Below are 13088 nucleotides of genomic sequence, written 5' to 3' on the forward strand. Positions count from 1 at the left end.
TGGTGCGCTACTCGGGGAGCGGCTGAGGGGGCTTGGCGCCGACGTAGAGCCCGCTCGGCCGCATGCGCAGCGGGCGCTCGTCGTACTCCTCCAGGGCGTGCGCGATCCAGCCCGCCGTCCGGGCGACGGCGAAGATCGTCTCGCCGGCCGTGGCGGGCATCCCCGAGGAGGCGGTGAGCACCGCGAGCGCCAGGTCGACGTTGGCGTGCAGCGGGGTGTGGCGGGCCGTGGTGGCGACGACGTCGCGGGCCGCGAGGAGGGCGGGTTCGGCCCGGGGGATCTCCTCCAGCAGGGCGAACAGGGCACGCGCGCGTGGGTCTTCGCCGCGGTAGAGCCGGTGACCGAGTCCGGGGATACGGCGCCCGGCCCGCAGTTCGTCGGCGATGACGGGACCCGCGTCGCCTTGTTCGAGCACGTCGTTGAGGAGCCGGTGGGCGAGCCCGCTGGCCGCGCCGTGCAGCGGACCTTCGAGCACGCCGAGCCCGGCGGAGACGGCCGCGTAGGCGTGCGCGCGGGCGGAGGCCGCGACGCGCACCGCGAGCGTGGAGGCGGCGAGGTCGTGGTCGACGAGCAGGCCCAGGGCCGTGTCCAGGACGCGCAGGGAGGCCTCGTCGGCGGCGCGGGGGCTGAGCCGTGCCCACAGCCGCTCGGCCAGCGAACCCTCGTCGCGGTAACCGATCCGTACCGGCGGCAGGGCGGCGACCAGGGTGGGGATGAGGATGCGCGCGGTACCGAGCACGGCGTCCTCGGAGAGGTCGAAACGCAGCGGGTCCGCGGCCGCGGCGGCGATGGCCGCGACCCGCAACCGGTCGGTGGGCGAGGCGTGTTCGGGCAGGGCGTCCACGGCGCGGCGGGCGGCGGCGACGGAGGTGTCGGGGGCGCTGAACGTCGTACCGGGCCGCATCCGCCCGGTCCAGAGCCACTCGGCGATCTCCTCGTAGGAGTGGCGTGCGGCCAGCTCCGTCGCGTCCACGCCCCGGAAGTAGTACCGGTCCGCGTCGATGAGCGTGATGCGGGTCCGTACCGACAGCTCGCCGCCGGAGCCCGAACTGCCGCCGCTCTCACGCTTGTTGCGCCGGGCGAGGGTCTCGACCTCCTTGGCGTCGAAGGTGCTGCCGCGGCCACCGGGCACGCGTCGGCTGCTGAGCTGACCGCGGCTGACATAGGCGTACACGGTCTCGGGCTTCACGCCCAGCAGCTCTGCGGCCTCTTTGGTGCTCAGTCGCCGGTCCCCGTGGAGGGAGGGGGCGGGTTCGTGATCGCGCATGGGGCACACCGTATCCGTATGGACTATATATTGATTCAATCAATATTGACAGCTAGCCAGTCAATCATCGACAGTCGAATCAAGTCCAGGGAGGAAACATGTCCGTCAACAGGGCCGCAGCCACCCTCGTCGACGTACCGCGAGGACTCGCGGGCGTCGTCGTCACCGACACCGAGATCGGTGACGTCCGAGGGATCGAGGGCTTCTATCACTACCGCCAGTACTCGGCCGTCGAGCTCGCGCAGACCCGCAGCTTCGAGGACGTCTGGCATCTCCTGGTCCACGGCGAACTGCCGGACACCGTGCGGAGCGCGGCTTTCGCCGCCGAGACCGCGGCGCTGCGCCGGCTGCCGGAGGGCGTCCGAACGGCGCTGCCCGCCATCGCCGCCGCGGGGGTGAGCTCCGGGCCGCTCGCCGGGATGCGCACGGCGCTGTCGCTGCTGGGGGCGGCGAAGGGCTTTCGGCCGGTGTACGACATCGACGCGGACGAGCGCCGCAGGGACACGATCGTGGCGGCCGCCGCGGTGCCCACCTTGCTGACCGCACTGCACCGGCTGGGGGAGGGACTGGAGCCGGTCGAGCCGCGCGAGGATCTGTCGTACGCGGCCAACTACCTGTACATGTTGACCGGTTCGGAACCGGAACCACGGCAGGCCCGGGCGATCGAGCAATACTTGATCTCAACCATTGACCACGGCTTCAATGCATCAACCTTCACGGCGCGCGTCATCACGTCAACAGGTGCGGATGTGGCGGCCTGTCTGGTGGGCGCCGTCGGGGCACTGTCCGGGCCGCTGCACGGCGGGGCGCCCAGTCGTGCGCTGGACACGCTGGACGCGATCGGAACCCCCGACCGCATCGATCCCTGGATCCGTGAACGCGTCCTCGCCGGCGAGCGGATCATGGGCTTCGGTCACGCGATCTACCGCACCGAGGACCCCCGCTCCCGGATGCTGCGCGACATCGCCCAGGGGTTCGGCGGGCCGCGCGTCGCTTTCGCGGTGGAGGTGGAGCGGCAGGTCGAGGCGATCCTGGCCGAACTGAAGCCCGGCCGCGAACTCCACACCAACGTCGAGTTCTACGCGGGCGTGGTCATGGAGCTGTGCGGGCTGCCGCGCGAGATGTTCACGCCGACGTTCGCGGCGGGGCGGGTGGTGGGGTGGAGCGCCAACGTCCTGGAACAGGCGGAGGACTCGAAGATCATCCGGCCGGTGGCGCGGTATGTGGGGCCGGGGGCGCCGGTGGCGGTGCCGACGACGGTGTGACGGTCGCGTGCGCCTGCGGGGGCTAGACACCGCACGATGCCGAGCCCGTTGTCGGCCTGAGCGCGAGGTCACGCGTCGGGGACGTCCTTCTTGGCCGCGATCAGGGTTTCGCGGGTGATGACGACGATGCGCTCGTGGTCCGCCCGCGAGGCGTCCGGCGGCAGCTCGGAGTCGAGTTCCGCCATGGCCTCCTCTCTGCCCACGACGGCGAAGCTGCCGTCACTGAGGTCGAAGATGTCGGGGCAGCACTGTCCTGACATGCTGCCGCCCCGAAGTGCCCTGCGGAGGGAGCCGCAGGGCACTGGGATCGTCGAGGGCAAACGAACACAGGCTGACGGAGCAAGTGAGCGCGCTGGGGGAGGGGACTGCCCCCAGCGACTATGCGTCGGGAATGTCAGCCTTGGCGTGGATGAGGGTCTCGCGGGTGACCACGACGATGCGTTCGTAGTCGGCTCTGGACGCGTCGGCAGGAAGCTCTGCGTCGAGTTCGTCCGTGATGTCCGTGCCGATGACCGCGAACCTTCCGTCGGAGAGTTCGAAGATGTCGGGGCAATTGGCACCGGTAGTGCTCCCCCTGGCGATGGGTGGGGTACCGATCCGACGGATGATCCGGCTCACTGTTCTGGTGTTCCTTCTGGTGTCGAGTCAGGTGCGCATTGAATGCTGTGCGTTGTGATGCGGCCCGGGTGGGGTCACAGCCTCGACAACCAGCAGCGTGGACGGTGGTACGGCGGGGTAGGCCCATTCCGAGAGATGCGCAGTAGTCAACCTTGTTGGCACCTGGGGAAACGTCACCGTTTATTGCTTTGTTACCGCCCAACCGTGTGAAGTGCCCGGGAGGGTGGCGCCCGGGCCGGGTTTTGCGCCGGGGAGAAGTCCTACTCGCTCGGCGGGTACCCGACGACCCACCACTCGTCCGCGTCTGCCTCCTCCAACTGCACCAGAAGGTCATCGACCATGCGCCCGATCTTGGCCTCGTCGGACGAGTCGATCAGCGTCGCCCTGTGCGGTCGCGTCGCGTACCAGTACTCACGGAAGACGGGGATCTGGAGCATGCTCCGCGCATGTCCGAAGAACTCCTCGCGGGTCAGGTTGCCCATCCGGTAGTAGCAGAGCGCATTGGTGTAGAGGGCGTTGGCGAAGAGGAACTGCCGCTGCTTCCGGGGCGGGACGGTTCCGTTGTAGGCGTCCAGCACCTCGGCCAGATCGGGGTCGTCCATGGCCTTGCTCAGCAACTCCCAGTGAAGGCGTTGCTGATGAGCGAAGTTGGTCTGGCGCCGCGACTGCGTTGCCTGCTCCAAGTGCTCGAGGCGGATGCGTAACCCCTGGATGGTGTTGTGCTGCGCCGCCGTCGTCACGAGGACACCGGCAGCCGCACCGAGCCCAGCCACCACCAGCCCGCGTATCCCAGATTTCCGTGTGGCCATGTCAACCCCCGAATCAGGCGGCCGTCCGCCGGTCGTCGGGGTGCGGGTCGACTGTTGGGGACCGGCGAGCGGTGGGCGGCGCTTGCCGTCTCCCAGGGTGCCGAGCGGCTCTGATCGGCGGGGGAGGCGGAGAGGAGGCGCACGGAAGGAAGCGAGGGTCGCACGAACCGGCGCCATGCCCAACGTCTGCCCCGCAAGTGCTGCTAACAATCGTTCACTTCGCGGTGATTCTTCCGGCTCGTATCCTGGTCCGGCATTCAAACCTCGTACGCGCGCCGGAACCGCGATCCGGCGCGCGTACCAGCGCGAAGGAGGTCGCACGTTGCGTCAGCCGAGCCCCGGTCAGCGGCAGATCCCGGTCGTCGTCCTCGCCGGATTCCTGGGTTCCGGCAAGACCACCCTCCTCAACCACCTCCTCCACCGCAGCGGCGGCAGCCGCATCGGCGCGATCGTCAACGACTTCGGCGCCATCGAGATCGATGCCATGGCGGTGGCCGGTGCCCTCGGGGACTCGACCGTCTCCCTCGGCAACGGCTGCCTGTGCTGTGCCGTCGACGCCAGCGAGCTCGACAGCTACCTGGAGCGACTCGCCCGGCCCGACGCCGGCATCGACGTCATCGTCATCGAGGCCAGCGGGCTCGCCGAGCCGCAGGAACTCGTGCGCATGCTGCTCGCCAGCGAGCATCCCGGCATCGTCTACGGCGGGCTCGTCGAGGTCGTCGACGCCGCCGAGTTCGACGACACCCGCGTGAAGCACCCGGAGCTCGACCGGCATCTCGCCCTCGCCGACCTCGTCGTCGTCAACAAACTCGACCGCGCCGACGACCGTGACCGGGTTCTCGGGCTGGTCCACGGCCTCGCCGACCGCGCCGCCGTCGTCGTACCCGCCGTCTACGGGCGCATCGACCCGGAGTTCCTGTTCGACTGCAAGCCGAGCGAGGAGCGCGTCGGGCAGTTGTCCTTCGACGACCTTCATGACGGAGATGACACGGAGGGCCACGCCGGTCATCTGCACACCGCCTACGACAGCCTCTCCTTCGTCTCCGAAGTGCCGCTCGACCCGCGCCGGTTGATGCAGTTCCTCGACAGCCGGCCCGAGGGGCTGTACCGGATCAAGGGGTACGTCGACTTCGGGGCGCACGACGTCCGCAACCGGTATGCCGTGCACGCCGTCGGCCGGTTCCTGCGGTTCTATCCCGAGCCGTGGGCGGGCGATCCCCGGCTCACCCAGCTCGTCCTCATCGGCTCCGGCATCGACGCCCCCGCCCTCGGCAAGGAACTGGAGGCGTGCAGGAGCGACGCCCCGCACACCGCCGACGAGCACGGTATGTGGGGCGTCCTGCGGTACGTACAGAATCCCGACGAGCAGGACCCTGAGGACCCCGGGCTCTAGACCGGTCCTGCCACCACCGACACCGTCTTCGCCAGCGACACACCCGAACCGTCCCGGCGCGGGTCGATCTCCGGGAGGTCGGCCGGGGTGCCGTTCTTCTGGGCCGCCTTCGCGGGGACGGGGCCCGCCCAGGCGAAGGACAGGCAGTCCTCGCCCTTCAGGAAGCGCTGGCAGCGGACGCCACCGGTCGCGCGGCCCTTGCGCGGGTACTGGTCGAACGGGGTCAGCTTGGCCGTCGTCTGGACCGAGTCGTCCAGGGTGCCGCGCGAGCCCGCGACCGTGAACACCACCGCGTCCGCCGCCGGGTCCACCGCAGTGAAGGAGATGACCTTCGCGCCGTCCGCGAGCTTGATGCCCGCCATGCCGCCGGCCGGACGGCCCTGCGGGCGGACCTGCGCGGCCTGGTAGCGGAGCAGTTGCGCGTCGTCCGTGATGAAGACCAGGTCCTCGTCGCCCGTACGGAGTTCCACCGCGCCGACGATCCGGTCGCCGTCCTTGAGCGTGATGACCTCCAACTCCTCCTTGTTCGAGGGGTAGTCGGGGACGACACGCTTCACGACGCCCTGTTCCGTGCCGAGCGCCAGGCCCGGGGACGACTCGTCGAGGGTGATCAGGCAGACCACCGTCTCGCCGTCGGCCAGGGAGACGAACTCCGACAGGGGAGCTCCGCCGGAGAGGTTCGGGGCGGATGCGGTGTCCGGCAGTTGCGGCAGGTCGACGACGTTGATCCGCAGCAGGCGGCCCTCCGACGTCACCGCGCCGATCTCGCCGCGCGCGGTCGCCGGGACCGCCGAGATGATCACGTCGTGCTTGACGCGCTTGCCGTCGGCGTCCTCCGGGAACGGCTCGCCGTTGGCCGTCCGCGCCAGCAGACCCGTCGAGGACAGCAGCACCCGGCACGGGTCGTCCGCCACCTGAAGCGGCACCGCGGCCGCGGGGGCGCCCGCCGACTCCAGGAGGACCGTACGCCGGTCGGTGCCGAACTTCTTGGCCACCGCGGCCAGTTCGGCGGAGACCAGCTTGCGCAGCTCCGCGTCCGAGTCGAGGATCGCGGTCAGCTCCTCGATCTCCGTGTTGAGCCGGTCCTTCTCGGACTCCAGCTCGATGCGGTCGTACTTGGTGAGACGGCGCAGCGGCGTGTCCAGGATGTACTGGGTCTGGATCTCCGACAGGGAGAAGCGCTCGATCAGGCGTTCCTTGGCCTGCGCGGAGTTCTCGCTCTGCCGGATGAGGCGGATGACCTCGTCGATGTCGACCAGCGCCGTCAGCAGGCCCTCGACCAGGTGCAGGCGGTCGCGGCGCTTGGTGCGGCGGAACTCGCTGCGGCGGCGGACGACCTCGAAGCGGTGGTCGAGGTAGACCTCCAGGAGCTCCTTCAGCCCCAGCGTCAGCGGCTGGCCGTCGACCAGCGCGACGTTGTTGATGCCGAAGGACTCCTCCATGGGCGTCAGCTTGTAGAGCTGCTCCAGGACCGCCTCCGGCACGAAGCCGTTCTTGATCTCGATGACCAGACGCAGGCCGTGCGCACGGTCGGTGAGGTCCTTGACGTCGGCGATGCCCTGGATCTTCTTCGAGCCGACCAGGTCCTTGATCTTGGCGATGACCTTCTCCGGGCCGACCGTGAAGGGCAGCTCGGTGATGACCAGACCCTTGCGGCGGGCCGTCACCGTCTCCACCGAGACCGTCGCCCGGATCTTGAAGGTGCCGCGGCCCGTCTCGTACGCGTCCCGGATGCCGGAGAGGCCGACGATCCGGCCGCCCGTGGGCAGGTCGGGGCCGGGGACGTGCTTCATCAGGGTGTCCAGATCCGCGTTCGGGTAGCGGATCAGGTGGCGGGCGGCCGCGATGACCTCGGAGAGGTTGTGCGGCGGCATGTTCGTGGCCATACCGACCGCGATGCCCGAGGAGCCGTTGACCAGCAGGTTCGGGAAGGCGGCGGGCAGGGCCACCGGCTCCTGCTCCTGGCCGTCGTAGTTGGGCGCGAAGTCGACCGTGTCCTCGTCGATCGACTCGGTCATCAGGCTCGTCGCCTGCGCCTGGCGGCACTCGGTGTAGCGCATGGCGGCCGGCGGGTCGTCGTTGCCCAGCGAGCCGAAGTTGCCGTGGCCGTCGACCAGGGGGACACGCATGGAGAAGGGCTGGGCCATGCGCACCAGGGCGTCGTAGATCGACGAGTCGCCGTGCGGGTGCAACTTACCCATGACCTCGCCGACGACGCGGGCGCACTTCACATAGCCGCGGTCGGGACGCAGCCCCATCTCGTTCATCTGGTAGACGATGCGACGGTGCACCGGCTTGAGACCGTCGCGGGCGTCCGGCAGGGCTCGGGAGTAGATGACCGAGTACGCGTACTCGAGGAAGGAGCCCTGCATCTCGTCGACGACGTCGATGTCGAGGATCTTCTCCTCGTACGAGTCGTCGGGCGGCGGGGTCTTCGTGGTGCGGCGGGCCATCGCTGCCGGCTCCTCTTTTCTGGTCGCTCGCCTACGGGTCGCTCGCGTCCCTTCGGCTCACTCTTGCTCAAGCGTGAACGGGATCTGACGCGGACCATTGTGGACCCCGGCACTGACAACGCGGACGACGACCCGACGTCAGCTCTCTTGCCGGTGGTTCACCCGCGCCGCACGGCGGCCCGTGCGCAGGCTACGGGATCTCGCTGTCGGCGTACGACCACCGGGAACTCCACCGGTGCCCCACACGCTTGCATACAGTGGCAGGACCGGCAGAAAAACGCGGTTACGGCAACCGCACCGCGATCGAAGGGACGTACATGCCCATGGGTCACACGGCCACAGACCAGGCAGGCACCGGGGGCCTGACAGCAACGGAGCACCGCCTGGCCAATGGGCTGCGCGTGGTGCTCTCCGAGGACCACCTGACCCCGGTCGCGGCGGTGTGCCTCTGGTACGACGTCGGCTCGCGCCACGAGGTCAAGGGGCGTACCGGTCTCGCTCACCTCTTCGAGCACCTGATGTTCCAGGGGTCGGGCCAGGTCAAGGGCAACGGCCACTTCGAGCTGGTGCAGGGCGCGGGCGGCTCGCTCAACGGCACCACCAGCTTCGAGCGGACCAACTACTTCGAGACCATGCCCGCCCACCAGCTGGAGCTCGCCCTCTGGCTGGAGGCCGACCGCATGGGCTCCCTGCTGGCCGCCCTCGACGACGAGTCGATGGAGAACCAGCGGGACGTGGTGAAGAACGAGCGCCGCCAGCGCTACGACAACGTCCCCTACGGCACGGCGTTCGAGAAGCTCACCGCCCTCGCCTACCCGGAGGGCCACCCCTACCACCACACCCCGATCGGCTCGATGGCCGACCTGGACGCGGCCACCCTGGAGGACGCGCGTGCGTTCTTCCGGACGTACTACGCGCCCAACAACGCGGTGCTGTCGGTCGTCGGTGACATCGACCCCGAGCAGACGCTCGCCTGGGTGGAGAAGTACTTCGGCTCCATCGCCTCCCACGACGGCAAGCCCGCCCCGCGCGACGGCTCGCTGCCCGAGATCATCGGCGAGCAGCTGCGCGAGGTCGTCGAGGAAGAGGTCCCCGCGCGCGCGTTGATGGCCGCCTACCGGCTGCCGCACGACGGCACGCGCGAGGCCGACGCCGCCGACCTGGCGCTGACCGTCCTCGGTGGCGGCGAGTCCTCCCGCCTCTACAACCGGCTCGTGCGCCGCGACCGTACGGCCGTCGCCGCCGGCTTCGGGCTGCTGCGGCTGGCCGGAGCGCCCTCCCTGGGCTGGCTGGACGTGAAGACGTCCGGTGACGTCGAGGTGCCGGTCATCGAGGCCGCCATCGACGAGGAGCTCGCCCGGTTCGCCGCGGAGGGCCCCACGGACGAGGAAATGGAGCGCGCCCAGGCCCAGTTGGAGCGCGAGTGGCTGGACCGGCTCGGCACCGTCGCGGGCCGCGCCGACGAACTGTGCCGCTACGCGGTCCTGTTCGGCGACCCGCAGCTCGCCCTCACCGCCGTCAACCGCGTCCTGGAGGTCTCCGCCGAGGAGGTCCAGGCGGTCGCCAAGGCCCGTCTGCGCCCGGACAACCGCGCGGTGCTCGTCTACGAACCCGTCGCGGGGGAGGCCGCCGAGGACGCGGACCCGCCCGAGGACCCCGAGGCCGAAGCCACCGTCGAAGCCGGCGACAAGAACGAGGAGGCGGCCAAGTGACCGAGCTCGCCACGATGGAATTCCACCCCCAGCCCCAGGCGGGCGAGGCCAAGCCCTGGGCGTTCCCGGCCCCCACGCGCGGGACGCTGCACAACGGCCTCACCGTGCTGCGCTGCCACCGCCCCGGCCAGCAGGTCGTCGCCGTCGAGGTCCTCCTCGACGCCCCCCTGGACGCCGAACCGGCGGGCCTGGACGGCGTCGCCACGATCATGGCGCGCGCGTTCTCCGAGGGCACCGACAAGCACTCCGCCGAGGAGTTCGCCGCCGAGCTGGAGCGCTGCGGCGCCACCCTCGACGCGCACGCCGACCACCCCGGCGTCCGTCTGAGCCTCGAAGTCCCCGTCTCCCGGCTGCCCAAGGCGCTCGGGCTGCTCGCCGACGCCCTCAGGGCGCCCGCGTTCGCGGACGACGAGGTCGAGCGCCTCGTCACCAACCGCCTCGACGAGATCCCGCACGAGCTGGCCAACCCCTCGCGCCGGGCCGCCAAGGAGCTCTCCCGGACGCTGTTCCCGGCGGACCTGCGCATGTCGCGCCCCCGCCAGGGCACCGAGGAGACCGTGCGGAACATCGACTCGGCCGCCGTACGCACCTTCTACGAGAAGCACGTCCGCCCGGCCACCGGCACCGTCGTGGTCGTCGGCGACCTCACCGACGTCGACCTGGACGGGCTGCTCGGCGACACCCTCGGCTCCTGGACCGGCTCCGCGGCCGAGCCGCGCCCGGTGCCCGCCATCACCGCCGACGACACCGGCCGGGTCGTCATCGTGGACCGCCCCGGCGCCGTCCAGACGCAGCTGCTGATCGGCCGTATCGGCGCCGACCGGCACGACCGCGTGTGGCCCGCGCAGGTGCTCGGCACGTACTGCCTCGGCGGCACCCTCACCTCCCGTCTGGACCGCGTCCTGCGCGAGGAGAAGGGCTACACCTACGGCGTACGGGCGTTCGGGCAGGTCCTCCGGTCCGCCCCGGACGGCACCGGTGCCGCGATGCTCGCCATCAGCGGCTCCGTGGACACCCCCAACACCGGTCCGGCGCTGGACGACCTGTGGACGGTGCTGCGCACCCTCGCCGCGGAGGGGCTCACCGACGCCGAGCGCGACGTCGCCGTGCAGAACCTCGTCGGCGTCGCCCCGCTCAAGTACGAGACCGCGGCGGCCGTGGCGAGCACGCTGGCCGACCAGGTCGAGCAGTACCTGCCCGACGACTACCAGGCCACGCTGTACCGGCAGCTCGCCGCGACCGGCACCGTCGAGGCCACCGCGGCGGCCGTCAACGCCTTCCCGGTGGACCGCCTGGTGACGATCCTGGTCGGCGACGCGGCCGCCATCAAGGAGCCCGTGGAGGCCCTCGGTATCGGTGAAGTGACCGTGGTGACGGCCGAGTAGAGGCACGCGCGCGTGAAGGGGCCCTGGTGACTGAAGCGTCACCAGGGCCCCTTAATGTCCGAATAAGGAATGAATTGAAGGCTGGTTGGCTGTTTGCCCTGTGGGATGCGCTACAAATTGCCTGATCCGTTTGGGGATTGAAAGTCGCCCCGCTTAGCGTCGTCCGGGCTGTCCGTCAGGCAGTGCGCCGCGCCCGCGGCACCGGACAGTCATCGCCGAGTCCCCGTACGGCGCGAGCCAGGGGAGCCGGGGACCCATGCAGTCCCTGGGGTGAATCGGACGCCCGCGCGTGAAGCGAGGGGGTCCGTAGGAGACCTTCCTGCTCCGAACCCGTCAGCTAACCCGGTAGGCGAGAGGGAAGGAAAGGATCAGCCTCCACATGGCGTTCACGCGCCCCACCGGGAAGCATCGTGCCCCGAGCCGGATGAAGCGCAGCACCGCCCGCGCGGCGGGGGTCGCGGCCCTCACCACCACCGGCGTCATCGGCACCCTCGCCGCCCCGGCCCTCGCCGCGGAGCCCGCGGTCGAGCAGACCGGACTCATCCCGGTCGTCACCATCGGCGACTCGGTCGCCGACCAGATCGACGCCCAGGCCGCCGCCCAGGAGCAGGCCGCCGAGGAGGCCGCTCAGAAGAAGGCCGAGGAGCTGGCCCGCAAGAAGGCCGCCGCCCAGGCCAAGAAGGAGCGCGAGGCCAAGGAGCGCGCCGCCCGCGCCGCCGCCGAGCGCAAGCGCCTCAACACCTATGTCGCCCCGATCTCGGGCTCGTACATCTCCACCGGCTACAAGGCCGGCGGCGCCGTCTGGTCCTCCGGCAGCCACACCGGCGTTGACTTCCACGCCGCCAGCGGCACCTCCGTCCACGCGGTCGGCTCCGGCACGGTCGTCGAGGCCGGTTGGGGCGGGTCGTACGGCAACAACATCGTGATCAAGATGAACGACGGCACGTACACCCAGTACGGTCACCTGTCGTCCATCGGTGTCTCGGTCGGCCAGACGGTCACCCCGGGCCAGCAGATCGGCCTGTCCGGCGCGACCGGCAACGTCACCGGCCCGCACCTGCACTTCGAGGCCCGGACGACTCCGGAGTACGGCTCGGACATCGACCCCGTCGCCTACCTGCGCTCGCACGGCGTGAACGTCTGAAGCGCGGCGTGAACGTCCGAGGCTCGGCGTGAACGTCTGAAGCGCGGTGTGACCGTCCGACGGCGGACCGCAAGATCTCCCGGAACCCCGGCTCACCGAGCCGGGGTTTCGCCGTTTTCGGCACCCCGCTGTCCAAAAAATATCCATGGATTCCGGTCCGCCATCGGAAATTCCCGTTCCTTGCAATAGAGTCACTGAACACACGTCAATCGTCGACGTTTCACGGGGATTAAAGCGGAGGTCGGTCATGCGTATTCCGGCGCACTCGGTATGCACCGCGATCAGGGACGACATCGTCTCCGGTGTCCACGAGCGCGGCAGCCGCCTCACCGAGGAACTCCTCGCCCGCCGCTACGGCGTCTCCCGCGTCCCCGTCCGGGAGGCCCTGCGCACGCTGGAGGCCGAGGGCTTCGTGGTGACGCGGCGGCACGCGGGCGCGTGCGTGGCCGAACCGACCGAGCAGGAGGCCGCCGACCTGCTGGAGATGCGGATGCTCCTGGAGCCGCTCGGCGCCTCCCGGGCCGCCCAGCGGCGCACCGAGGCGCACCTGAAGGTCCTGCGTGGCCTGGTCAGGCTGGGCCAGGAGCGGGCCAGGCGCGGCAACAGCGAGGATCTGCGCTCCCTGGGCGGCTGGTTCCACGAGACGCTCGCCCAGGCCTCCGGCAGCCCCGCCCTGACCTCGATGCTGACCCAGCTGCGCCACAAGATCTCCTGGATGTACACCGTGGAGGCGCCCGCCAACCCCGTGGAGTCCTGGGCGGAGCACGGCGCGATCGTCGACGCCGTGGCACGCGGGGACGCGGAACGCGCGCGTGCGGTCACCGCGCTGCACACCGAGCGCTCGACCGCGGCGCACCGCCTTCGATTCCGCGCCGCGGGAGATCGGCCCGAACGTGTGAGGAACTCGCAACATCCCGTAAACATGCCGAGCCTGCGGCATTAACACGAGGGCCGTATACAAAGAAGCAGTAATTCGCGGGGAAGTATTTCTGCTGCCCGCGAGAGGGAATTCGAAAGGGCCCGCCCGATAAACTCGGACGAG

At 70.1% G+C, this 13088-nt stretch carries 11 protein-coding genes and 1 riboswitch; of the genes, 6 read left to right on the forward strand and 5 right to left on the reverse strand.

Features of this window, described 5'->3' with window-relative positions; genetic code table 11:
- Positions 1–7: 7 nt before the first annotated feature.
- Positions 8–1267, reverse strand: coding sequence for a citrate synthase (locus EJC51_RS35295; RefSeq protein ID WP_126274755.1), 1260 nt, complete (start codon positions 1265–1267; stop codon positions 8–10).
- Between the two features lie 98 nt (positions 1268–1365).
- Here EJC51_RS35295 and EJC51_RS35300 point away from each other — a divergent pair, with 98 nt between their 5' ends.
- A complete protein-coding gene (locus tag EJC51_RS35300) occupies positions 1366–2532 on the forward strand; it encodes a citrate synthase/methylcitrate synthase (protein WP_126274756.1) in 1167 nt (388 codons plus the stop codon).
- 68 nt (positions 2533–2600) lie between these two features.
- On the opposite strand, the gene EJC51_RS35305 is transcribed toward EJC51_RS35300, so the two are convergent.
- The 3 genes from EJC51_RS35305 to EJC51_RS35315 all read right to left on the reverse strand — a co-directional run bounded on the left by EJC51_RS35305 (position 2601) and on the right by EJC51_RS35315 (position 3890).
- The gene (locus EJC51_RS35305; protein ID WP_126274757.1) at positions 2601–2792 is read right to left on the reverse strand and encodes a hypothetical protein; all 192 of its coding nucleotides are present in this window, start codon (positions 2790–2792) and stop codon (positions 2601–2603) included.
- Between the two features lie 118 nt (positions 2793–2910).
- Positions 2911–3150: a hypothetical protein gene (locus EJC51_RS35310; RefSeq protein WP_179143384.1), complete on the reverse strand. Its 240-nt coding sequence runs from the start codon at positions 3148–3150 to the stop codon at positions 2911–2913.
- 260 nt (positions 3151–3410) lie between these two features.
- Entirely contained in the window at positions 3411–3890 is a 480-nt protein-coding gene (locus EJC51_RS35315; protein WP_341870688.1) for a DUF6082 family protein, read from the reverse strand.
- 391 nt (positions 3891–4281) lie between these two features.
- On the opposite strand from EJC51_RS35315, the gene EJC51_RS35320 reads away from it, so the two are divergent.
- Positions 4282–5352 (forward strand): CobW family GTP-binding protein, encoded by a 1071-nt coding sequence (locus EJC51_RS35320; protein ID WP_244362979.1) that lies wholly within the window; start codon positions 4282–4284, stop codon positions 5350–5352.
- Here EJC51_RS35320 and EJC51_RS35325 read toward each other — a convergent pair.
- Positions 5349–7805 carry a DNA gyrase/topoisomerase IV subunit A gene (locus EJC51_RS35325; protein WP_126274760.1) on the reverse strand — a complete coding sequence of 819 codons (2457 nt, stop codon included), beginning with the start codon at positions 7803–7805 and terminating at the stop codon, positions 5349–5351. The genes EJC51_RS35320 and EJC51_RS35325 overlap by 4 nt on opposite strands.
- Positions 7806–8122: 317 nt before the next feature.
- On the opposite strand from EJC51_RS35325, the gene EJC51_RS35330 reads away from it, so the two are divergent.
- From EJC51_RS35330 to EJC51_RS35345, 4 genes are all read left to right on the forward strand, one after another.
- Entirely contained in the window at positions 8123–9517 is a 1395-nt protein-coding gene (locus tag EJC51_RS35330; RefSeq protein ID WP_126274761.1) for a M16 family metallopeptidase, read from the forward strand.
- Positions 9514–10902: a M16 family metallopeptidase gene (locus tag EJC51_RS35335; protein ID WP_126274762.1), complete on the forward strand. Its 1389-nt coding sequence runs from the start codon at positions 9514–9516 to the stop codon at positions 10900–10902. Before EJC51_RS35330 ends, EJC51_RS35335 begins: the two co-directional genes overlap by 4 nt.
- 203 nt (positions 10903–11105) lie before the next feature.
- A riboswitch (cyclic di-AMP (ydaO/yuaA leader) is annotated at positions 11106–11269 on the forward strand.
- A 12-nt stretch (positions 11270–11281) separates the two neighbouring features.
- On the forward strand, positions 11282–12046 hold the full coding sequence (locus EJC51_RS35340; protein ID WP_126274763.1) for a M23 family metallopeptidase: 765 nt from the start codon (positions 11282–11284) through the stop codon (positions 12044–12046).
- A gap of 247 nt (positions 12047–12293) precedes the next feature.
- Positions 12294–12989 carry a GntR family transcriptional regulator gene (locus tag EJC51_RS35345; RefSeq protein ID WP_126274764.1) on the forward strand — a complete coding sequence of 232 codons (696 nt, stop codon included), beginning with the start codon at positions 12294–12296 and terminating at the stop codon, positions 12987–12989.
- Positions 12990–13088 lie beyond the last annotated feature (99 nt).

It is taken from the genome of Streptomyces aquilus (genome assembly GCF_003955715.1).
In the GTDB taxonomy this organism is placed as follows: Bacteria; Actinomycetota; Actinomycetes; order Streptomycetales; family Streptomycetaceae; genus Streptomyces; species Streptomyces aquilus.

What these genes read in the sequence shown, in the direction of transcription:
- EJC51_RS35295 (WP_126274755.1), bottom strand. Translation starts at nt 1,267, where the DNA reads ATGCGCGATCACGAACCCGCCCCCTCCCTCCACGGGGACCGGCGACTG.
- EJC51_RS35300 (WP_126274756.1), top strand. Translation starts at nt 1,366, where the DNA reads ATGTCCGTCAACAGGGCCGCAGCCACCCTCGTCGACGTACCGCGAGGA.
- EJC51_RS35305 (WP_126274757.1), bottom strand. Translation starts at nt 2,792, where the DNA reads ATGTCAGGACAGTGCTGCCCCGACATCTTCGACCTCAGTGACGGCAGC.
- EJC51_RS35325 (WP_126274760.1), bottom strand. Translation starts at nt 7,805, where the DNA reads ATGGCCCGCCGCACCACGAAGACCCCGCCGCCCGACGACTCGTACGAG.
- EJC51_RS35330 (WP_126274761.1), top strand. Translation starts at nt 8,123, where the DNA reads ATGCCCATGGGTCACACGGCCACAGACCAGGCAGGCACCGGGGGCCTG.
- EJC51_RS35340 (WP_126274763.1), top strand. Translation starts at nt 11,282, where the DNA reads ATGGCGTTCACGCGCCCCACCGGGAAGCATCGTGCCCCGAGCCGGATG.
- EJC51_RS35345 (WP_126274764.1), top strand. Translation starts at nt 12,294, where the DNA reads ATGCGTATTCCGGCGCACTCGGTATGCACCGCGATCAGGGACGACATC.